The 20,827-nt window shown below is 72.5% G+C and carries 21 protein-coding genes; 4 read left to right on the top strand and 17 right to left on the bottom strand.

Annotation, left to right across the window (positions count from 1 at the left end):
• The 4 genes from ACFE60_RS03030 to ACFE60_RS03015 form a co-directional block, all read right to left on the bottom strand.
• Complete coding sequence (locus ACFE60_RS03030) at nucleotides 1-453, bottom strand: DUF3817 domain-containing protein (RefSeq protein ID WP_375387355.1); 453 nt, start codon at nucleotides 451-453, stop codon at nucleotides 1-3.
• A gap of 25 nt (nucleotides 454-478) precedes the next feature.
• Nucleotides 479-1,291, bottom strand: a complete 813-nt coding sequence (locus ACFE60_RS03025) for an SURF1 family cytochrome oxidase biogenesis protein (protein ID WP_375387354.1) — start codon at nucleotides 1,289-1,291, stop codon at nucleotides 479-481.
• A gap of 2 nt (nucleotides 1,292-1,293) precedes the next feature.
• On the bottom strand, nucleotides 1,294-3,057 hold the full coding sequence (locus ACFE60_RS03020) for a glycerol-3-phosphate dehydrogenase/oxidase (protein ID WP_375387353.1): 1,764 nt from the start codon (nucleotides 3,055-3,057) through the stop codon (nucleotides 1,294-1,296).
• Nucleotides 3,058-3,241: 184 nt separating this feature from the next.
• On the bottom strand, nucleotides 3,242-4,357 hold the full coding sequence (locus tag ACFE60_RS03015; RefSeq protein WP_375387367.1) for a GuaB3 family IMP dehydrogenase-related protein: 1,116 nt from the start codon (nucleotides 4,355-4,357) through the stop codon (nucleotides 3,242-3,244).
• A gap of 100 nt (nucleotides 4,358-4,457) precedes the next feature.
• Here ACFE60_RS03015 and ACFE60_RS03010 point away from each other — a divergent pair, with 100 nt between their 5' ends.
• Nucleotides 4,458-5,765: a nucleotide disphospho-sugar-binding domain-containing protein gene (locus ACFE60_RS03010; protein ID WP_375387352.1), complete on the top strand. Its 1,308-nt coding sequence runs from the start codon at nucleotides 4,458-4,460 to the stop codon at nucleotides 5,763-5,765.
• 149 nt (nucleotides 5,766-5,914) lie between these two features.
• Here ACFE60_RS03010 and guaB read toward each other — a convergent pair whose 3' ends face one another.
• The 6 genes from guaB to ACFE60_RS02980 form a co-directional block, all read right to left on the bottom strand.
• Nucleotides 5,915-7,414: an IMP dehydrogenase gene (guaB, locus tag ACFE60_RS03005; protein WP_375387351.1), complete on the bottom strand. Its 1,500-nt coding sequence runs from the start codon at nucleotides 7,412-7,414 to the stop codon at nucleotides 5,915-5,917.
• A 73-nt stretch (nucleotides 7,415-7,487) separates the two neighbouring features.
• Entirely contained in the window at nucleotides 7,488-8,264 is a 777-nt protein-coding gene (locus ACFE60_RS03000; RefSeq protein WP_375387350.1) for an ABC transporter ATP-binding protein, read from the bottom strand.
• On the bottom strand, nucleotides 8,264-9,244 hold the full coding sequence (locus tag ACFE60_RS02995) for an ABC transporter ATP-binding protein (protein WP_375387366.1): 981 nt from the start codon (nucleotides 9,242-9,244) through the stop codon (nucleotides 8,264-8,266). Before ACFE60_RS02995 ends, ACFE60_RS03000 begins: the two co-directional genes overlap by 1 nt.
• Before the next feature lie 58 nt (nucleotides 9,245-9,302).
• Nucleotides 9,303-10,292 (bottom strand): branched-chain amino acid ABC transporter permease, encoded by a 990-nt coding sequence (locus ACFE60_RS02990; RefSeq protein WP_375387349.1) that lies wholly within the window; start codon nucleotides 10,290-10,292, stop codon nucleotides 9,303-9,305.
• Between the two features lie 17 nt (nucleotides 10,293-10,309).
• Complete coding sequence (locus ACFE60_RS02985) at nucleotides 10,310-11,683, bottom strand: branched-chain amino acid ABC transporter permease (protein ID WP_375387348.1); 1,374 nt, start codon at nucleotides 11,681-11,683, stop codon at nucleotides 10,310-10,312.
• 78 nt (nucleotides 11,684-11,761) lie between these two features.
• The gene (locus ACFE60_RS02980; protein ID WP_375387347.1) at nucleotides 11,762-13,114 is read right to left on the bottom strand and encodes an ABC transporter substrate-binding protein; all 1,353 of its coding nucleotides are present in this window, start codon (nucleotides 13,112-13,114) and stop codon (nucleotides 11,762-11,764) included.
• 179 nt (nucleotides 13,115-13,293) lie between these two features.
• Between ACFE60_RS02980 and ACFE60_RS02975 the strand changes: the two genes are divergently transcribed.
• The gene (locus tag ACFE60_RS02975; protein ID WP_375387346.1) at nucleotides 13,294-13,701 is read left to right on the top strand and encodes a hypothetical protein; all 408 of its coding nucleotides are present in this window, start codon (nucleotides 13,294-13,296) and stop codon (nucleotides 13,699-13,701) included.
• A 2-nt stretch (nucleotides 13,702-13,703) separates the two neighbouring features.
• Here the strand turns inward: ACFE60_RS02975 and rarD are convergent, their stop codons facing one another.
• Entirely contained in the window at nucleotides 13,704-14,627 is a 924-nt protein-coding gene (rarD, locus tag ACFE60_RS02970) for an EamA family transporter RarD (protein ID WP_375387365.1), read from the bottom strand.
• Nucleotides 14,628-14,725: 98 nt separating this feature from the next.
• Complete coding sequence (groES, locus tag ACFE60_RS02965) at nucleotides 14,726-15,022, bottom strand: co-chaperone GroES (RefSeq protein WP_375387345.1); 297 nt, start codon at nucleotides 15,020-15,022, stop codon at nucleotides 14,726-14,728.
• A 139-nt stretch (nucleotides 15,023-15,161) separates the two neighbouring features.
• On the opposite strand from groES, the gene ACFE60_RS02960 reads away from it, so the two are divergent.
• On the top strand, nucleotides 15,162-16,346 hold the full coding sequence (locus ACFE60_RS02960) for an SAM-dependent methyltransferase (protein ID WP_375387344.1): 1,185 nt from the start codon (nucleotides 15,162-15,164) through the stop codon (nucleotides 16,344-16,346).
• A gap of 357 nt (nucleotides 16,347-16,703) precedes the next feature.
• Here ACFE60_RS02960 and ACFE60_RS02955 read toward each other — a convergent pair whose 3' ends face one another.
• The 5 genes from ACFE60_RS02955 to tsaB form a co-directional block, all read right to left on the bottom strand.
• The gene (locus ACFE60_RS02955) at nucleotides 16,704-16,886 is read right to left on the bottom strand and encodes a DUF4190 domain-containing protein (protein ID WP_375387343.1); all 183 of its coding nucleotides are present in this window, start codon (nucleotides 16,884-16,886) and stop codon (nucleotides 16,704-16,706) included.
• 112 nt (nucleotides 16,887-16,998) lie between these two features.
• On the bottom strand, nucleotides 16,999-17,307 hold the full coding sequence (locus ACFE60_RS02950; protein ID WP_375387342.1) for a DUF4190 domain-containing protein: 309 nt from the start codon (nucleotides 17,305-17,307) through the stop codon (nucleotides 16,999-17,001).
• Between the two features lie 75 nt (nucleotides 17,308-17,382).
• Nucleotides 17,383-18,477, bottom strand: a complete 1,095-nt coding sequence (tsaD, locus tag ACFE60_RS02945; protein ID WP_375387341.1) for a tRNA (adenosine(37)-N6)-threonylcarbamoyltransferase complex transferase subunit TsaD — start codon at nucleotides 18,475-18,477, stop codon at nucleotides 17,383-17,385.
• Nucleotides 18,474-18,929 carry a ribosomal protein S18-alanine N-acetyltransferase gene (gene rimI, locus ACFE60_RS02940; protein WP_375387340.1) on the bottom strand — a complete coding sequence of 152 codons (456 nt, stop codon included), beginning with the start codon at nucleotides 18,927-18,929 and terminating at the stop codon, nucleotides 18,474-18,476. The genes tsaD and rimI overlap by 4 nt, the downstream gene beginning before the upstream one ends.
• Entirely contained in the window at nucleotides 18,926-19,531 is a 606-nt protein-coding gene (tsaB, locus tag ACFE60_RS02935) for a tRNA (adenosine(37)-N6)-threonylcarbamoyltransferase complex dimerization subunit type 1 TsaB (protein ID WP_375387339.1), read from the bottom strand. The genes rimI and tsaB overlap by 4 nt, the downstream gene beginning before the upstream one ends.
• Before the next feature lie 56 nt (nucleotides 19,532-19,587).
• Here tsaB and ACFE60_RS02930 point away from each other — a divergent pair, with 56 nt between their 5' ends.
• Nucleotides 19,588-20,163, top strand: coding sequence for a hypothetical protein (locus ACFE60_RS02930; protein WP_375387338.1), 576 nt, complete (start codon nucleotides 19,588-19,590; stop codon nucleotides 20,161-20,163).
• Nucleotides 20,164-20,827: the final 664 nt, after the last annotated feature.

The raw sequence follows: 20,827 nt of genomic DNA, 5'->3' as shown, positions 1-20,827 counted from the left end.
TCAGGCCGTCCGGATCGACAGCCGGCGCTCGCGCTCCTGCAGGTAGCCCTGCACCTCGCCCTTGACCCGCGCCTCCATGATGAACGAGAGCGCCGGGACGACGCCGCCCGCCGCGATCAGCAGGAACCGGGTGATCGGGTAGCGCATCACGGTGATCAGCACGAAGTCGCTGATGAGGTAGGCGATGAAGAGGTACCCGTGCGTGATCAGCACGGCGAGGCTGAGGTTGAACCCGCCCGCGGCGCGGACCTGCTCGGGCGCGACCAGGGCGACCGCGCCGAGCGCGCCGCCGACGACGACCTCCGAGCCGAACACGTACCGCAGCACCACCTCGGTGCAGACCAGCAGCAGGAACGTGCCGGTCGCGTAGGCGAACACCTTGTAGAAGAGCAGGCTGCGCCGGATCGTCGGGAAGTCGCGGGTGGGCGGGACGCGCAGCGGGCTCCAGGGCACGGCCGAGATCCTAGACGCGGTTCTTCTACCGGCTGTCGGAGAAGGCGTCCACGGCCTCCTCGTCCTCGCCGACCTGCTGCTGCTCCCACCGGTCGCGGATCAGCCGGTACCAGACGTAGAACGCGGCCACCGCGAAGATCGCCCACTCGACCGCGTACAGCAGGTTCAGCAGGTTCAGCTCCACCTCGCCGCCCGGCCGCGGCGACCAGATGTCCGTCAGCCCGTCCGGGGCCGACGCGAGCGTCAGGACCCCCTCGTAGGTCGGTCCGCCGGTCCCCTCGGTCCACAGGTTCAGCAGCCGCGCGGTCGAGACCGCGGTCAGCACGTCCGGGTCCCCCGAGGTGGTCGGCTCGGCCGCGTCGCTGTCGACGTAGCGGCCCTCGAGCACGCGGTCGGTCGCGGGAGCGGCGCGGAACGCGGCGGCGGCCGCCTCCGCCTCCGCCCGCGTCGGCGCGAAGCCCACCGCGACGGCGAGCTGCGCGCCGGCCGGGTCGTCGACGACCGCGTGGCCGATCACCCACCACCCGCGGGTCGTGTCGTTCAGCCGGTCCCCGGCGATCAGCGTGTCGGCCGGCACGAACCGGCCGGTCGTGCGGACCCGCTGGCCCACCGACGCGTCCGTCTGCTGCTCAGCCGGCCGCGCGACCCGCGTGAGCGGCAGCGTCCGCTCCGTCGGCCGCGCCACGACCGTGGCCTGCTCGACCGCCCGCGAGATCTGCCACTGGCAGAGCCCGGCGAAGACGCCGGCGAGCAGCACGAAGAGCGCGAGCAGGCCCAGCGCCCTCGGCTCGACGAACGCCGCCCGCAGCGGCTTGCTCGGTGCTGCGGGCGACGTCACGGTCACACAGCCTGCACGATCTCCGGCGCCTCGAGGCGCACGCGGTCGGCGGACTCGTCGTCGGGCATGGTCTGGCTCTCCCGCTCGGCCCGGACGCGCTCGAGGTAGGTGTCGACCTCGAGCCGCTCGTGCGCGGCGTCCCAGCCCAGCACCTCCGCCATCAGGGCGGCGGCGACGGGCGCAGCGGACACGCCGCGGTCCCACGCCTCGATGGAGATGCGCGTGCGGCGGGCGAGCACGTCGTCGAGGTGCAGGGCGCCCTCGTGCGTGGTCGCGTAGACGATCTCCGCCTGCAGGTAGTCGTCCGCACCGGGCACCGCCTGCGCGAGCTCGGGGCGCTCGGTGATGAGCGTGAGGACCTCGTCGGCGAGCGTGCCGAAGCGGTTCAGGAGGTGCTCGATGCGGGCCGGGTGGATGCCGACGCGGGCCGCGGTCGCGCGGCGCTGGTTCCAGGCGGCCTGGTACCCCTCCCCGCCGACGAGCGCGATGTCCTCGGTCACCGACTCGGGGATGCGGCCGTCCATCGCGGACGCCGCCTCGTCGATCGCGTCCTTGCCCATCACGCGGTAGGTGGTCCACTTGCCGCCCGCGATGACCACGAGGCCGGGCACGACGTGCGCGACGTAGTGCTCGCGGGAGAGCTGGCTGGTCTCCTCGCTCTCGCCGGCGAGCAGCGGCCGCAGCCCTGCGAAGACGCCCTCGACGTCCTCGCGGGTCAGCGGGACCGCGAGCACCTCGTTCACGTGGTCGAGGATGTAGTCGATGTCCTTCGCCGTCGCGGCGGGGTGCGCCTTGTCCAGGTCCCAGTCGGTGTCCGTCGTACCGACCAGCCAGTGCCGGCCCCACGGGATCACGAACAGCACGCTCTTCTCGGTGCGCAGGATCATGCCCATCGTCGACCGGATGCGGTCGCGCGGCACGACGAGGTGCACGCCCTTCGAGGCGCGCACGTGGACCTGGCCGCGCTCCCCCACGAGGGCCTGGGTGTCGTCCGTCCACACGCCGGTCGCGTTGACGACCTGCTTGGCGCGGATCTCGAACTTCTCGCCGGTCTCGAGGTCGTGCACGTCGACGCCGACCACGCGCTCGCCGACCTTGATGAACCCCTCCACGCGCACGCGGGTGGCGACGTGGGCGCCGTAGAACGCCGCGGTCCTGGCGACGGAGGCGCCGTACCGGGCGTCGTCGACCTGCGCGTCGTAGTAGGTCATCCCGCCGATCATGGCGCCCTTCTTCAGGGAGGGGATCGCCTTGTACAGCTGCCCGCGGGTCAGGTGGCGGTGGTGCGGCACGCCGGGAGGCCGGCCGCCCGTGTAGCTGAACGCGTCGTACATCGCCATCCCCGCGCCGATGTACGCCCGCTCCCACACGCGGTGCGTCAGCGGGAACAGGAACTTCACGGGCTTCACGAGGTGCGGGGCGATGCGCTGCAGCAGCAGGCCGCGCTCGATGAGCGCCTCGCGCACGAGCGCGAAGTTCAGCTGCTCGAGGTAGCGGATGCCGCCGTGCACGAGCTTCGAGGAGCGGCTGGAGGTGCCGGCCGACCAGTCCCGCGCCTCCACCAGGCCGACGCTCAGGCCGCGGGTGACGGCGTCGAGCGCGGCGCCCGTGCCGACGATGCCGCCGCCGACGACGAGGATGTCGAGCTCCTGGTCGCGCATCGCGGCGATCGCCGCTCCGCGCTGCGCCGGGCCGAGCCCGCCTGCGCCGCTCGCCGCCGCGGGCGGCGCCACCTCGTCGGTGCTGACCGGGTTCTTCGTCGCCATGGCGGGCCTCCTCCGTGTTCATGCCTTCGGATCCGCAAGCGGGCCCGAGGCTGTGCTGCTGCGCAGCGCCCTGAACGGGCGCTGCGTCACGCAGCCCTGCTCGAACGTTCGAAGGGTACCTTCGGCACTTCCAGCGCCCCTCCGCTCGGGGCGGAACTGCACGGATGTTCAGCGCGGCCGAGGGCTACCGGTCGTAGGGCGCGACGACGACCTCGACGCGCTGGAACTCCTTGATGTCGGAGTAGCCCGTCGTGGCCATCGACCGGCGCAGCGCGCCGGCCAGGTTCACGGTGCCGTCGGGCACGTGCGCCGGCCCGTACAGCACCTCCTCGAGCGGTGCCGCCTGCCCGACCCACACCCGGCGGCCGCGCGGCAGCTGCTCGTGGTGGGTCTCGAGCCCCCAGTGCCACCCGCCGCCGGGCGCCTCCGTGGAGCGCGCGAGCGTCGTGCCGAGCATCACGGCGTCGGCGCCGACCGCGATCGCCTTCACGATGTCGCCCGAGTTGCCGAGCCCGCCGTCCGCGATGACGTGCACGTAGCGGCCGCCGGACTCGTCGAGGTAGTCGCGACGTGCCCCCGCGACGTCCGCGACCGCGGTCGCCATCGGGGCGTGGATGCCGAGCGCGGTCCTCGTGGTCGTCGCCGCTCCCCCGCCGAACCCGACCAGGACCGCGGCCGCGCCCGTGCGCATGAGGTGCAGCGCGGCCGTGTACGTCGCGGCGCCGCCGACGACGACCGGGACGTCGAGCTCGTAGATGAAGCGGCGCAGGTCGAGCGGCTCGGTCGACTTCGACACGTGCTCGGCGGACACGGTCGTGCCGCGGATGACGAACAGGTCGACGCCCGCGTCGATGACGGTCTGCGAGAACTCCTGCGTGCGCTGCGGCGACAGCGCCGCGGCGACCGGCACCCCGGACGCGCGGATCTCCGCGATGCGCGCGGTGATCAGCTCCGCGCGGATCGGCGCGCGGTAGATCTCCTGCATCCGGGCCGTGGCGCGCTCCTCCGGCAGGTCGCGGATCTCCGCGAGCAGCGGCTCCGGGTCCTCGTACCGGGTCCAGACCCCCTCGAGGCCGAGCACCCCGAGTCCGCCGAGCCGCCCGAAGGCGATCGCGGTCGCCGGGGACATCACGGAGTCCATCGGCGCCGCGAGGAACGGCACCCGGAACTGGAACGCGTCGATCGACCAGCCGGTCGTGACGTCCTCGGGGTCCCGCGTGCGGCGGGAGGGGACGACGGCGACGTCGTCGAACGCGTAGACGCGCCTGGCCCGCTTCGCACGGCCGATCTCGAAGTCCATGCTCACGACCGGCAACCCTATCGACGCGTTCCGCAACCCCCTGGACTGGGGGCGTCCCGCCTCCCGGGTGAGCGATCACCTCGGTTGCAGAGTCGCTCCCGTGTCCCGCGTCCTCTTCACCAGCGTCCGGCTGGACGGCTTCGTCCTGCCGCTGCTGCAGGTCGTGCGCGCCATGGTCGCGCGGGGCGACGACGTGTGGTTCCTGGGCGGCGAGACGCATCGCGCGGCCATCGAGGGCGCGGGCGCCGTGTTCGTGCGGCTGCCCTACGACGCGGCCGTGCCGACCGCGCGGCTCGACCGCAGCCGGCCGCGCGCACGGGTGCGCGAGGTCGTCGACGTGCTGCACGGGCTGTTCCTGGACACGATCGACGAGGACCACCGGGCCGTCGTCGGGCTGCACCGCCGGCTGCGGCTCGACCTGGTGGTCGCGGACACGCTGTCGGTCGGCGCCCTCGCGCTGGCGTTCCAGCCGCGCGCCGACCGGCCGGCGGTGCTCGCGGTCGGACTCGGTCCGCTGCCCGTGCCGGACCCGGCCGTGCCGCCGTTCGGGATGGGGCTCGCGCCGATCGACGGGCCCCTCAACGTGGTGCGGAACGCGGCGCTGACGGCCGCCTCGGACGTGCTGGGCGTGGCGGGCGTGCGGCGCGAGTTCTCCGCCGCGGTGCAGCGCCTGACCGGCAGGCCGCTCGAAGGCCCCCTGTTCGGCCTGCCGCTCGTCGCCGACCGGTGGGCGCAGGCGTCGGTGCCGCAGTTCGAGTACCCGCGGCGCACCCTGCCCGACCGGGTGCGGTTCATCGGGCCGCTGCCTGCCTGGGGACGGTTCCCGCTGCCGGAGTGGTGGGACTACCGCGAGCGCCGGCGGATCGTGCACGTCACCCAGGGCACCTACGCGAACGAGGATCCGACCGACCTGATCGTGCCCACCATCCGCGCCCTCGCGGACGAGGACGTGCTCGTCGTGGCGACGACCGGCGGGCCGGACGCCGCGACCGTCGAACGCGCGTACGGCGCGCCGCTGCCCGCGAACGCGCGCGTGGAGCGGTTCATGCCGTACGACCACCTGCTGCCGGCGGCCGACGTGATGGTGACGAACGGCGGCTACGGCGCCGTGCACCACGCGCTGCGGCACGGCCTGCCGCTCGTGGTCGCGGGCACGTCGGAGGACCGGGCGGAGGTGAACGCGCGCGTCCGCTGGTCGGGGGTCGGCGTGGACCTCCACGAGCAGCGGCCGTCACCGGAGGCGGTCGGCGGCGCCGTGGCCCGCGTGCTCGACGAGCGCGCCCGGTTCCGCCGGGCGGCCGCGCGCCTCGCCCGCGCGATCGCCGCCACGGACGCGGTCGCCTCCGTGCTCGCCATCGCGGACGAGCTGATGGCCGACCGCGACGCGCCCGCGGCGGCCCCGGCGTAGGGGCCGCTGGCGGCCCCGCGGGGCGACGCACTTCGGCAGGCTGCGCGCGCTTCAGCAGGCTCGAAGGGCCTGCCACAGCCTGCTGGAGCGCGTACAGCCTGCCGAAGTGCTCCTTCAGCCGGCCGGAGGAATGCCGACGAGCGAGCGCGTCAGCGACGGTAGTTGGGCGCCTCCGCGACCATCTGCACGTCGTGCGGGTGGGACTCCTTGAGGCCGGCGGCGGTGATCCGGACGAAGCGGCCGCGCTCCCGCAGCTCGGGGACGGTGCGGCCGCCGACGTAGAACATCGACTGGCGCAGCCCGCCGAGCAGCTGGTAGACGACGCTGCCCACCGGGCCGCGGTACGGCACCTGGCCCTCGATGCCCTCGGCGATCAGCTGCTCGTCGCTCGGCACGTCGGCCTGGAAGTACCGGTCGCGGGAGTAGGAGGTCTTCGTGCCGCGCGTCTGCAGCGCCCCGAGCGAACCCATGCCGCGGTAGGTCTTGAACTGCTTGCCGTTCACGTAGATCAGGTCGCCCGGGCTCTCGTCCGTGCCGGCGAGCAGGGAGCCGAGCATGACCGACTCCGCCCCGGCGACGAGCGCCTTCGCGATGTCGCCCGAGTACTGCAGCCCGCCGTCCGCGATGACCGGCACGTCCGCCTCCCGCGCGGCCAGGGACGCCTCGTAGACGGCGGTCACCTGCGGCACCCCGACGCCGGCGACGACGCGGGTCGTGCAGATCGAGCCCGGGCCGACGCCGACCTTGACCGCGTCGACGCCCGCCTCGATCAGCGCCTGCGCGCCGCTGCGGGTCGCGACGTTGCCGCCGATGACGTCGACGTGCGCCGCCCGCGGCTCCGCCTTCAGGCGGCGCACGATGTCGAGCACGCCGCGGCTGTCGCCGTTCGCGGTGTCCACCACGAGGACGTCGACGCCCGCGTCGATCAGGGTCATCGCCCGGTCCCAGGCGTCGCCGAAGAAGCCGATCGCCGCGGCCACGCGGAGGCGCCCCGCCTCGTCCTTCGTGGCGTTCGGGTACCGCTCGCTCTTCTCGAAGTCCTTGACGGTGATCAGCCCGGTCAGCCGGCCGTCCTCGTCGACCAGCGGCAGCTTCTCGATGCGGTGCTGCGCGAGCAGGCCGATCGCGTCGTCGGGATCGACGCCCTCGCGCGCGGTCACGAGCGGCTGCTTCGTCATCACGTCCGCGACCCGCGTGCTCTCCTTCTCGAACGGGGACACGAAGCGGATGTCGCGGTTCGTGACGATGCCGACGAGCCGACCGTCGCCGTCGACCACCGGCAGCCCGCTGACGCGGAAGTGCGCGCAGAGGCGGTCCACCTCCGCAACGGTCGCGTCGGGGGTCGTGGTCACCGGGTGGGTGATCATCCCGGACTCGCTGCGCTTGACCTGGTCGACCTGGGTCGCCTGGTCCTCGATCGACAGGTTGCGGTGCAGCACCCCGAGGCCGCCCCGGCGGGCCATCGCGATCGCCATCCGCGACTCGGTCACCGTGTCCATGGCGGACGAGACGAGCGGGGACGCGATCCGGATGTTCCGGGTCAGGCGGGTGGAGGTGTCCGCCTCGCTCGGGATGACGTCGGTGTGCCCCGGCAGCAGCATGACGTCGTCGTAGGTGAGCCCGAGAAGTCCGAACGGATCGTCAGCCATGTGTGCCCCCAACTCGCGCGCCGCGCGGGTTCTTCCCGCACCGCCATGCTATTGGCCGGGTGGGGCGCACCGGCTAGGCCGGCAGCTCCTCGCTCGTCAGCTCCTCCACGTCCTTCGCCAGCGTGCCGAGGTACAGCTCGATGACCTTCGGGTCGTCCGCCAGCTCGCGGCCGGTGCCGGTGTAGGAGTTCCTGCCCTGGTCGAGCACGTAGCCGCGGTCGCAGATCTGCAGGCAGCGGCGCGCGTTCTGCTCGACCATCACGATCGTCACGCCGGTGCGGTTGATCTTCCGCGTGCGGATGAACGTCTCGTCCTGCCGCACCGGCGACAGGCCCGCGGAGGGCTCGTCGAGCAGCAGCACCTTCGGCTCCATCATCAGCGCCCGCGCCATGGCGACGGACTGGCGCTCGCCGCCGGACAGGCCGCCCGCGCGCTGGCTGCGGCGCTGCGCCAGCACCGGGAACAGGTCGTAGATGACCTCGAGCCGCTCGGCCAGCCGGCGGGGCCGCAGGTACAGCCCCATCTGCAGGTTCTCCTCGATGGTCAGCGAGGGGAACACGTTGTTGGTCTGCGGCACGAAGCCGACGCCCGCCTGGACGAGCTTGTTGGCCTTCTGGTTGGTGATGTCCTCGCCGTTCAGCAGCACCGTCCCCTCGCGGACGGGGACCAGCCCGAACATCGCCTTCAGCAGCGTCGACTTGCCCGCGCCGTTCGGGCCGATGATGCCGATCAGCTCGCCCGGGTACGCCTGCAGGCTGCAGTCGTTCAGGATGTTGATGCCCGGCAGGTACCCGGCGTCGAGGTGCTGCGCGTCGACGACGGGATCGCCGTTGCCCGTGTACTCCACCATCAGTCCGTCTCCTCCGTGCGGTCGGCGTCCTTCCGGACGGGCGCGCCCGGCCCGGCGGAGGCGGCAGCGGCCTCGTCGTCGCTCTCGCCCGCGACGAAGTCCTCGTCGAGCACGCTGTCGTCGCCGAGGTCCTGGTCGTGGTGCGAGCCGAGGTAGGCGTCCACCACGGCCTGGTGCTGCATGACGTGCTCGGGCGGCCCCTCCGCCACGACCTTGCCCTCGGCCATCACCACGACCCAGTCGGAGATGTGGCGGACCATGTGCATGTCGTGCTCGACGAACAGCACCGTGGTGCCGCGGTCGCGCAGGTCCTGGATGTGCCCGAGCAGCGACTGCGTGAGGGCCGGGTTCACCCCGGCCATCGGCTCGTCGAGCATGATCATGGCCGGGTCGCTCATCAGGGCCCGCGCCATCTCGAGCAGCTTGCGCTGGCCGCCGGAGAGGCTGCCGGCGTAGTCCTGCGCCTTCGTGTCCAGCTTGAACCGGGCGAGCAGGTCCTGCGCCTTGGTCCGGATCTCCGCCTCCCGCTTGCGCCACACGGGCCGCACCAGGGCGGTGAGCAGGTGCTCGCCCGGCTGGTCCTTGGCGCCGAGCAGCATGTTGTCCAGCACCGTCATCGCCTCGAGCGCCTTGGTCAGCTGGAAGGTGCGGACCATGCCGGACTGCGCGACGCGGAACGCGCTCGTCGCCGTCAGGCTCCTGCCCTGGAAGCGCCAGGTGGCGTACGGCCCATCGCCGCCGCCGAAGCGGGGCTTCGCGGAGGAGGGCCGGTCGAACCCGGTGATCAGGTTGAAGAAGGTCGTCTTGCCGGCGCCGTTCGGACCGATGAGCGCGGTGATCGCGCCGCGCTGCACCTCGAGGTGCTCGACGTCGACGGCCTTGACGCCGCCGAAGCTGCGCACCACGTTGTCGACGGCCAGGATCGGCTGCGGCTTCGCGCTGCCCGGCTCCTGCGCGACGTCCCGCAGCTTCGTGCGCAGGGCCGCCCGGTCGTAGTCGTACCCGTCGTCCGCCGCCGGAGCGGTGGAGGTGGTCGCGTCAGTCACCGAAGCTCAGCTCCTTCTTGTTCCCCAGGATGCCCTGCGGTCTGAAGATCACCAGCAGCATGAGCCCGACGCCGACGACGATCCAGCCGAACTGCGGGATCTGCTCCTGCGACATGATCTCGGCCGGGATGAACTGCCCGACCACGTCCTGCAGCCCGATGATGATGATGAAGTACAGCACCGATCCGAGCACCGGCCCGAACACGGTCGCCGCACCGCCCAGCAGCACGATCGTGTACAGCAGGAACGTCTGGCTGCGGCCCAGCGAGTCGGGCTGCACGGACGCGCCGAGCACGAACAGCACGCCGCCGAGGGCGCCGATGGCGCCTCCGAGGATCAGCGACTGCATCTTGTACAGGTAGACGTTCTTGCCGAGGCTGCGCACTGCGTCCTCGTCCTCCCGGATGCCGCGGATGGTTCGGCCCCAGGGGCTGCGCATCAGCAGGAACACGACGACGAGCACGATCGCGAGCACCGCCCAGCAGACGATCCGGAGGAACCAGCTGTCGCCCTGCGTGAGCGGGAACGTGTAGGGCCCCAGCGAGAACGAGCCGTCCTGCGGGAACGGCGAGAGCGCCGTGAACGCGTCGCTGTAGACCTGGTTGCCGATGCCGGCGACGCCGCCGGTGACCGGGGCCAGCTGCTGGTTGCCGCCCACGATGCGGATGATCTCCGCCGCCGCGATCGTCACGATCGCCAGGTAGTCGCCTCGCAGCTTCAGCGTCGGGAGCCCGAGGATCAGCGCGAACACGGTCGCGGCCGCCAGCGCGACGAGCACCGCGAGCCAGAACGGGCCGCCGAACTTCACGGTGATCGCGAACCCGTACGCGCCGAGCAGCATGAAGCCCGCCTGGCCGATGTTGATCAGGCCGGTGTACCCGAAGTGCAGGTTGAGGCCGATGGCCGCGATCGCGAACGCCGCCGTGACCGTCGACAGGATCTGCAGCCCGAAGTCGATGAACAGGGTGCTGAGGAAGTCCATGGGGTTCCTTTCCTTCGTCAGCCGACGCGCGATCTGCGACCGAGGATGCCCTGCGGCCGGAAGATCAGCACCACGATGAGGATGAGCAGGGCGGACGCGTAGCGCAGCTGGGCGGTCAGCACGAGGCTGGACAGCTGGGTGACGAGGCCGATGATCAGGGAGCCGACCAGCGCGCCGAACGCCGTGCCCAGGCCGCCGAGCGTGACCGCCGCGAACAGCAGCAGCAGCAGCTCCGCCCCCGTGTTCCAGGCGATGCCGCCGTACACCAGCGCGTACAGCAGGCCGGCGAGGCCGGCGAGGCCGGTCGCGACGGTCCAGACGAGCCGGATGATGCCGTCCACGTCGATGCCGGAGGCGGCGGCGAGCGGCCGGTTGTCGGCGACCGCGCGGGTCGCGCGGCCGATGCGGGTGCGGGTGAGCAGCAGCCCGACCACGATCAGCACGACGAGCGAGATGCCCATCGCGACGTAGGCGTTCGGGGTGATGTTCAGCGGGCCGGTGTTCGCCTGGATCGTGCGCGACACGTTCCGCACGCCGCCGCCGAAGATGTACTGGTAGAGGTACTCGAGCGCCAGCTGCAGGCCGATCGTGACGACCATCAGCTGCGTCAGCCCGAGGCCGCGCCGCCGCAGGGGCTGCCAGATCAGGCGGTCCTGCACGGTGCCGGTCAGGGCGCAGATCGCGACGGCGATGACGGCGGCGAGCACGAACGGCACGCCGAGCTGGATGCCGAACACGTAGACGAGGAAGCCGCCGAGCGTCACCTGCTCCGCGTGCGCGAAGTTGCTGAGCCCGGTCGTGCCGTACACGAGCGAGAGCCCGATCGCGCCGAGCGCGAGCAGCAGGCCGAGCAGCAGCCCCAGCGAGATCTGGTTCCAGAGACGCCCGATCCCCCCGGTACCGGTCGGGTTCGAGTCGGTCTCCTTCGACGACACGGTGCCGGACAGCGCGAAGCCGGCGGGGGCCAGGGCACCGAGCCGGACCGTGGGGGTGCGCTCGGTGCCGTTCGTCGACTTGACGCCCTTCGGCAGGGTCGCGTCGTCGAGGGTGAGCGTGTACTTCCCGGCGGCGGTGACGGCGAAGCTGAAGACGCCCTGCTTCGAGGTCTTGGTCGCGACCGGCGCACCGCCCTCGGGCGCGAGCGTCAGCGTGACGCCGGCGACCGGGTTGGTGTCGCTGTCGCGGAGGGTGCCGGACACGCAGCCGGTGGTGTCGGTCTGCGCGCAGGTCGGGACCGCGGTGATGCTGCCGGCCCCACCGCCCGCGGGTGCCGAGGCGCTGGGGCTCGGGCTGGTCGAGGCCTGCGCCGGCAGCCCTGCGGCGAGGACGCCGAGGAGGATGCCGACGACGGCGACCAGGATCGCTGCCAGGCGGGGAATCGTGCGGATCATGCGGTCCTTACCGTCCGGTGGGCGGGCCGAGGGCCCGGCCGCTGCGTGCGGCCGGGCCCGGGGTGCCTGAGCTGCTCCTTAGGAGTCCGACTCCTTGGTGGACGTCAGGAACTTCGACGGCGCGTTGCCGTCGAACTCGTAGATGGAGATGTACCCGCTCGAGATGTCGTTCTTCGCGTTGAACGGCCCGGTGCCGGCGAGGCCCTGGTACTGGATCTCCTTGCCCGCGTCGAGCAGCTTCTTGCAGTCCGCGAAGGACTTGCAGACGGTGCCGCCGGTGGTGCCGGAGACCGCGGGCAGGTTCTTCTGGATCGTCGCCGAGTCCGACTTCTTGCCCTTCTCAGCGGCCAGCGCGATCAGCGTGGACGCGTCGTACGCCTCCGCGCCGTAGCCGTAGGACGTGATGTCCGACGAGCCGCCGTTCGCCTTATAGGCGGCGGCGATGCGCTTGCGCAGGTCCGGCGAGGGGTTGACGCCCTGCGTCGCGCCCTTGGCGCCCGTGAGGGTGCCGTCCGGCAGGTCCGCGGAGTAGTCGTTCAGGTTGCCGTCGACGAAGTACGTGTTCGCCATCTTCCAGCCCGAGGAGACCAGGGCCTGGATGATCTGCTTCGTCTGGTCGAACGCGATGATCACGATCGCGTCCGGCTTCGTGGCGAGCGCCGCCGACACGTCGGAGCCGAAGTTGGTCTCCGTGGACGGGAACTCCTGGTTCTTGCCCTTGCCGCCGTAGACGACCTTCGCGCTGCCGGAGTCGGCGACGACCTTCTCCATGCCGTCGCGGAGGTTGGTGCCGTACGGGTCGTTGAAGGTCAGGAATGCGACCTTGCTGCGGCCGTCGGCGACGATCTGGCTGCCGAGGGCGGACGCCTCGAAGCCGTTCGGCGCCGGGTTGCGGAAGAAGTACGGGGAGACGCCGGTGAGGCCGTCGTCCGTCGCCGCGTTCGAGAACAGCACCGTCTTCGCGCCCTTGATGGTCGGCAGCACGTTGTACGTGACGCCGGAGGACTCCGGCCCGACGATGGCCGAGACCTTCGACTGCAGCTGCTTCTTGATGTTCGCGATGCTGACCGCGGCCTGCGAGGTCTCGCTCGAGTCGACGAGGTTGACGCAGGCGTCCTTGCCGAGCACCCCGCCCGCCGCGTTGATGTCGGAGAGCGCGAGGTCCACGCCGCCGACCGAGGCCGGGCCGAGGAAGGCGAGGCCGCCGGTGAGGGGCAGGAACGCCCCGAGCTTCAGCTGCGCCGACTCGTCGGCGCCGGAGTCGCACTTCGCAACGGCCTTGATCGCGTCGCCGGTGGCGGCGGAGGAGGCGGTCGGGCTCGAGGTCGTGGCGGTGCCGCCGCCCGAGGAGCAGGCGGCGAGGGCGACGGCGGCCGTGGCGCCGATCGCGAGGGCGGCCAGGCGGCGGCCCATGCGGAGGTGTCCAGGCATTCGGATCCTTACTTCTGTCGTGCGATGGCAGACGTGCCGGCTTGTCGGCGACGTGCCGCAACCGTATGCATCCCGCGTTCCAGGCGTGTTTCCAGGTCGGCCGGATCAATGATTCGTTAGCAAAGCGTGACCCACGGTTGAGCGGCACTACAAGGAGGGGCGCTGCTACGGTCCGCAGCATGCCGCCCAGCAGCCGAGCCCTCCGGGCGGCGGCGGCCGCCGGAATGGTCCTGCTGGCCTGCTCGGCGTGCACCGCCGCCACCGCACCGGCGACCTCGCCGACCGCCTCCGTCCCGTCCGTACCCGCCTTCCCCGCGGTGCGCGGCCGCACGCTGTCCTCCTCCGCGAGCGACGGCGAATGGCATCGGGTGGTACGCGTGGCCGACGCGGACGCGGCGTACGCGGCGGCACGCCGCCTGCTCGTCGAGGGCGGGTTCACCCTGACCAAGGACCGGCAGGGCCGCGGAGGCGGCGACGGGCAGGCGTGCACGACGGCGCTCTGCGTCTCCTTCGCGGCGACCGACATCCCCGGCACCGGCCCCACCGTCGCCTACGACGTGTTCCACTCGACGGGCGTCGTGGGCTGAGGTCAGCCGATCGGCTGCACCGTCGGCGCGGTCCGGCGCGGCCTGCCGTGCAGCAGCGATTCCGCCACGAGCACGACGAGCGCGACCCAGACGAGCGCGAAGCCGATCAGCCGCGCCGCGGGCATCGGCTCGTGCAGCACCGCGACGCCGACCGCGAACTGGAGGATCGGTGCGACGTACTGCAGGAAGCCGACGACCGACAGCGGCAGCCGCCGGGTCGACGCGGCGAAGAGCAGCAGCGGCACGGCGGTGCCGATGCCGGCCGAGGTGAGCATCAGGGTCGGGAACCAGCCGGCCGCTCCGAACGCGAGCCCGGAGCCCGCGCCGACGACGACCAGCTGCACGACGGCGACCGGGGTCAGCCACGCGGTCTCGAGGGTCAGGCCGGACACCGCGTCGATCCGGCCGACCCGCTTCTTCACCAGGCCGTAGAGGCCGAAGGAGGCGGCCAGCGCCAGCGAGATCCACGGCAGCGTCCCCGCCTCCACCGCCAGCACGACGACGGCCGCCGCGCTGACGGCGATCGCCACCCACTGCGCCGGGCGCAGGCGCTCGCGCAGGATCACGACGCCGAGCAGGATCGTGACGATCGGGTTGATGAAGTACCCGAGGGCCGCGTCGAGCACCCGTCCCGACGTGGAGGCGAGCACGTAGACGGTCCAGTTGACCCAGATCAGCGCGCCGGCCAGGGCGAAGGACGCGACCGCGCGGCGGTCGGCCAGCACCCCGCGGAACCGGCCGAAGCCGCGGGTCACCGCGAGCAGCAGCACGCAGAACACGACGGAGAAGACGATCCGCCAGCCGACGATCTCGAACGCGCCGGCTGGCGCCATCAGGATGAAGTAGACGGGCATCGCACCCCACAGCCCGTAGGCGCCGATGCCGAACAGCACGCCCGCGCGGGACGAGGTCCGCTCCCCCGAGATCACCGAAGAACGCTAGCCGTGCGCACGGCCGGCCGTGCGCGCCTGGACGACGAAGGCCCCCCGCCGAAGCGGGGGGCCTTCGTCCGAATGGGGTCGGCTCAGCGCACCACGACGGCGAGCACGTCGCGGGCGGAGAGGACCAGGTAGTCCTCGCCCTGCACCTTGACCTCGGTGCCGCCGTACTTCGAGTAGATGACGCGGTCGCCGACCGCGACGTCGATCGGCACGCGGTTGCCGTTGTCGTCGATGCGACCGGGGCCCACGGCGACGACCTCGCCCTCCTGGGGCTTCTCCTTGGCGGTGTCCGGGATGACGAGGCCCGACGCGGTCGTCTGCTCGGCCTCGACCTGGCTGATGACGATGCGGTCCTCGAGCGGCTTGATGGAGACCGGCACGGTCCACCTCTGCTTTCATGAGTGCTTCAACACGTTCGGTTGGCATTCGACGGGGTCGAGTGCCAGCCCCCAACACTATTCGTCGTCTGGCACTCATGCAACGCGAGTGCCAGCAGCCGGACGCCTCTAGCGTGACCGGATGGACGCCCGCGACCTGGAAGCGCTGCTGACGACCCGGATGCTCGACGCGGTCGCGGCGGAGACCGCGCTGGGGTCGGCGGCGCAGGTCGTCGCGCGGTCCGCCGCGCTGCGGCGGGACGGGTTCTCGCCGGACGAGGCGGCCACGATCCTGACCCAGGCCGCCCTCCGCCGGAAGGCGGTGGCCAAGTTCGGGGAGTTCGCCGACCGCATGCTGTTCACCCGCGCCGGCCTCGAGCAGGCCACCCGCCTCGGGGTCGCCGTCCGGCACGCGGCGCGCCTGCGTGCGGCCGGGATGAGACGCGTCGCGGATCTCGGGTGCGGCCTCGGCGGCGACGCGCTCGCCGCCGCCGCGACGGGCCTCGAGGTGCTGGCGGTCGAGCGCGACCCGGTCACCGCGGCCCTCGCCGCCTACAACCTCGAGCCGTTCCCGGAGGCGGAGGTCGTGGCCGCGGACGCCGAGTCCGTCGACCTGGACGGCGTCGACGCGGCCTGGCTGGATCCCGCCCGGCGCACCGCCGGCCACGCCGGGACGCGGCGGGTGGGCGCGGAGGACTACAGCCCCTCCCTCGCCTTCGCGGATCGGCTCGCGGAGCGGCTGCCGACGGGGGTGAAGCTGTCGCCCGCCCACGACCGCGACGCGCTGCCGGAGGCGGCGGAGACGCAGTGGGTGTCGGACCGCGGCGACGTGGTCGAGCTGGTCGTCTGGCGCGGCGGCCTGGCGCGCACGGGCGTGCGCCGGGCAGCGCTGGTGATCGGCGCGGCGGGCTCCGCCGAGCTGGTGGGGCCGGGCGATGCGCCCGACGAGGCGGTCGGCCCGCTCGGCGACCACCTCCACGAGCCGGACGGCGCCGTGCTGCGCGCGCGCCTGCTCGGCGACCTGGCCCGGTCGACGGGGACGCGGCCGGTCGGCCCTGGCATCGCCTACCTGACGGGCGACGGCCCGGTCGACTCCCCGTTCCTGACCGGGTTCGCGATCGACGCGGTGCTGCCGTTCGACCGGCAGCGCATCAGGAAGGAGCTGCGGGCGCGGCGCATCGGCCGCCTCGAGATCAAGAAGCGCGGGGTCGACCTGGACCCGGCGGCGTTCCGGACGCAGCTGGGGCTGACGGGCGAGGAGGAGTCGGTCCTCGTCGTCACCCGCACCGCGGACCGCCGGGTCGCCCTGCTCTGCCACCGCGACTGAGCACCTCGTCGACCGAGGACTTCAGCAGGACAGAACGGCTTGAGCAGGACAGAACGGGCCGGATCGTCCTGCTGAACGCGGATCGCCGGCTGAAGCCCTCCTGTCGGCAGGCACCGGCACTGAGCGCTCTCCCCACGTCGGTTCCGGCAGCGCCCGTCGGTTCCAGCAGCATCTCGAGCACGCTGTCGCTGCGGGAACCGACCGATGCTGCCGGAGCCGACATCCGGGGCCGTCATGCCCGCGTCGACCGAGTGCGTCAGCAGGACAGAACGGCGTCAGCAGGACAGAACGGGCCGGATGATCCTGCTGAACGCGGATCGTCCTGCTGAAGCGCTCGGGCGAGCGCCGCAGGGGCGGTCAGCGGCCGTAGACGCCCGCCGGGATCTGGCTGAAGACGGCCAGGAAGCCGAACAGGGTCGTCAGCATCACCGCGAGCCAGACCAGCACGAACAGGACGAGCAGCCCGGTGAAGACGTAGCCGAGCACCAGGCCGGCGAGCGCCAGCCCGTCGCCCTGCTCGCCCGTGGTGCGGATCTGCACCCGGCGATGTGCCCGCAGACGATCGCGCCGGGCGGCACCACGAAGGCCAGGACGAAGCCGATGATCGCGAGCGGGTTCCAGGGCGCCTGCGGGGTGCCCTGAGTCGCCGTCGTCACGGGGAGGTGCTGATGCTGCCGCTCGAGACGGCCGCTGCGATGATCGCGACGTAGGCGATGATCGCGATGATCCCGAACAGGATCCCGAGGTAGCCGAGGATCACGGCGGCCAGCGCGAGCCCGCGGCCCTTCTCGCCGGTGCGCTTGATCTGCGACAGCGCGATGTGGCCGCAGATCACGGCGCCGAGCGAGACGACGAAGGCGAGCACGAAGCCGACGATCGCGAGCACGTTCCAGCGCTCGGTCGCCGGGACGGCCGCGCCCGTGTACGGCGCGGGCGGCGGGGTGGGCTGGTAGTCGCTCATCGGTTCCTCACAGGTCGGTGGTCCGTCATGCTCCCAGCGCACGGGCCCGAGCGTCAACGGACACGCTGGGATCCGTCAGCGCAGCTGCACCACGCCGACCGGCAGGGAGGAGTCGACCCCGAACCCGGGAGGGCTCGGCGCCACCCCCGCCTCGACCAGCTGCGCCCCGAGACCGGCGATCATGGCGCCGTTGTCGGTGCAGAGGTCGAGGGGCGGGATGCGCAGCCGCACGCCGGCCGCGGCCGCCCGCTCCTGCGCCGCCTCCCGCAGGCGACGGTTGGCCACCACGCCGCCGCCGAGCAGCAGCCGCGGCACGCCGGACGCCGCGCACGCGTCGAGCGCCTTCGTCAGCAGCACGTCGACGACCGCCTCCCGGAAGGAGGCGGCGACGTCGGCGACCGGCAGGGGCACGCCCTCCGCCTCCGCCCGCTCGACGTACCGGGCGACCGACGTCTTCAGGCCGGAGAAGGAGAAGTCGAACCGATGGCGGTCCCGGTCCTTCGCCGCGGTGAGGCCGCGCGGGAAGCGGATCGCGGCGGGGTCCCCGCCGACGGCCGCGCGGTCGATCGACGGCCCACCCGGGTACGGCAGGGAGAGCAGGCGGGCGGTCTTGTCGAACGCCTCCCCCGCCGCGTCGTCGAGCGTCTCGCCCAGGGACTCCACGTCGTGGACCACGTCGCGCACGAGCAGCAGCGAGGTGTGGCCGCCCGAGACGAGCAGCGCGACGGTCGGCAGCTCGATCGGGCGCACCGCCTCGCCCGGCGCGTGCAGCAGGTCGGCGGTGACGTGCCCGACCAGGTGGTTGACCCCGTGCAGCGGCTTCCGCGCGGTCACGGCGAGCGCCTTCGCCGCGCCGACGCCCACCATCAGCGCACCCGCCAGGCCCGGACCGGCCGTGACCGCCACGGCGTCGAGGTCGCGGATCGCGACACCGGCGACCTCGAGCGCCCGCTCGAGCGTCGGCCGCATCGCCTCGAGGTGCGCGCGGGCGGCGATCTCGGGCACGACGCCGCCGTAGCGCGCCTGCTCCTCGACGGAGGAGGCGATCACGTTCGCGAGCACCTCCCGCCCGCGCACGATGCCGACGCCGGTCTCGTCGCACGACGTCTCGATGCCGAGCACCAGGGGGCCGGCAGCGTGGATGCGCGGCCGTCCCGGCCGACCGCTCACCGCTCGCCTCCGAGGTCGAGCCGCATCACGACGGCGTCGATCCCGTCCGGCTGGTAGTAGCGGCGACGGCGGCCGACCGGGCGGAAGCCGCGGGACGCGTACAGGTGCTGGGCCACCGGGTTGTCCGCGCGGACCTCGAGGAACACGCGACGGGCGCCGCGGTCGACCGCGGTCGCGAGCATGCGCTCGAGCAGCGCGGCACCGGTGCCCTCGCCCCGGTGCGCCTCCCCCACCGCGATCGTCAGCACGTCCGCGTCGCCGCTGCCGGGCGGCGCCAGCACCGCCGCGTAGCCGACGACTCCCCTGGCGTCCTCGGCGACGAAGGCGTCCGCGTCCAGCAGCGTCTCCCGCATCGCGGAGGCGGACCACGCGTCGGTCGGGAAGCTCGCCCGCTCGATCGCCATCACCGCGTCCAGGTCCTCGCCGGAGGCGGACCGCACCGGCACGCTCATCCGAGCACCGACTTCCGCACGGTCGCGAGGGTGACGTCGGGGCTGCGGAGGTACCGGGCCTCGGGTTGCTCCAGCGGCACACCGGCCGCGCGCCGCAGCGCGGCGACCGCACCGAGCAGGGCCGCGTCGACGGCGCCGATCACGTGCGGCAGCGCCGGCAGGTCCGTCTCCGGCCCGACCGTCGGCTCGCCGTCGCGGGTCGGCGTACCGGCGGCGTCGAGCCCGCGGTACACGGTCGCGAACCGCTCCCGCCGCTTCGCGTCCGCGACGACGACGAACGGGACGGCGAGCCCGCGGCGCACGGCCTCGAGCGCGACCGCGTCGTGGCTCAGCACGGGCAGCTCGATCGCGCCGAGGACGAGCGCGGCGGTGCGGGCGGCGGCCATCCCGACGCGCAGCCCGGTGAACGGGCCGGGGCCCACGCCGTAGGCGACCGCGTCGATCGGCGGCCTGCCGGCATCGGCCAGCACGCGCTCGAGCAGCGGCCCGATGTGCTCCGCGTGCGCCCTCGGGTCCTCGTCGAGCAGGTGCGCGACCGGCTGCCTGGCGTCGTCGACCACCGCGACCGAGGTCGCGCCGGAGGTGTCGATCGCGAGCAGCACGAGCAGCAACCCTACGAGCGCGCCGCGCCTCCAGCCTCCGCGGCTACCGTGACCCGGTGGACCGGTCGTCGCTGGACGCGGAGGCGCTGCGCCGCCGCCTCTACCGCGACGGCGCCTCGCAGGACGACGTCGACTCGTACCTCTCGGTCGTGGGCGAGCCGTCGGCCGACCGGGCGCCGGCGCCGGCGCCGGCGCGCCGGACGCCGTGGCTGCCGGTGGCGGTGGTCGCCGCCGCGGGCGCCCTCGTCGGCGGCGCGCTGCTGAGCGGCGCGCTCGAGCCGGCCGCCCCCTCCGCCGCACCCGTGAGTCCCACGGCGGCGTCATCGGTCCGCACCGTCGCGATCGATCCCGGCACCGGGCAGCTGGTGCCCGAGCCGTCGGTCGTCGACCACGGCTCGCGACCGGCCGCCGCCGGCACCGCGCTGCGGATGGGCGTCGAGAGCTACCTCTACACGGTCGCGGCGGGCGACACCGTGCACGCGATCGCGCAGCGGTTCCGGCTCTGCGACGCGGACGTGCTGATCTCGCTGCCGTACGGCTTCGACTCGGGCGCGATCCCGCCAGGCAAGCAGCTGCTGCTCGCCCGGGCAGCCGCCGCGGGTGCCTGCCGGGCGGGCGGGGTCAGAGGCTGAGGCCGGCCCAGCGGGGCCCGGAGGCGACGACCTCGACGGCCCTGCCGTCGTCATCCGCGCGGACGATCCGCAGCTCGAGCACCGAGTCCGCGACAACCAACTTCAAGCCGCGAACATTTCGATATGTGTAACCGGTTCTGTTAGATCGATCACAGATAGGGTGCCGAGCGTTAAGCGGTCGCGCCCGAGGACCAGACCGTGACCGACAAGTAGGCGAATAGCAGTAACACCCAGGCAAGCACGATGAACCCGATGCTCACCCAGCGGAACGATTCGGCTGGCTCGTTTCGCTTACGCACATTCTTCTGATGGAGGAAGTAGGCGAGACGAAACGAACCGAACATCAGAGAGACGACCGCTGCGAGAAACAATATCAGGGGAACATTAAACCCTCGCATTCACCCCACCGCCGTAATACTTCTGTACGCCGCGCCGCCAGCTCCAACAAGCAGTCCGCCCACAGCGCCGCTGATCGCTCCATCCCTTTCAGCCGCCGGAGTGCGGGAGATCTTCGTCATTCTCCGAAACGTCGAAGACGGAGTCCGAATTCCTCCAGACAACGAATGGCATTAGCACTGAAGATGCGGCGAGAATCAAGCAGACGACGAACACTACGTGAATGTGAAGTCCGGCATCTATGGCGATTCCTGCAATGATTAGAACG

Origin of the sequence: uncultured Amnibacterium sp., from assembly GCF_964245895.1 — a bacterium.
Taxonomy (GTDB): domain Bacteria; phylum Actinomycetota; class Actinomycetes; order Actinomycetales; family Microbacteriaceae; genus Amnibacterium.
The sequence above is the reverse complement of the archived record's forward strand: the minus strand, read 5'-3'. Positions and strand labels throughout refer to the sequence as shown.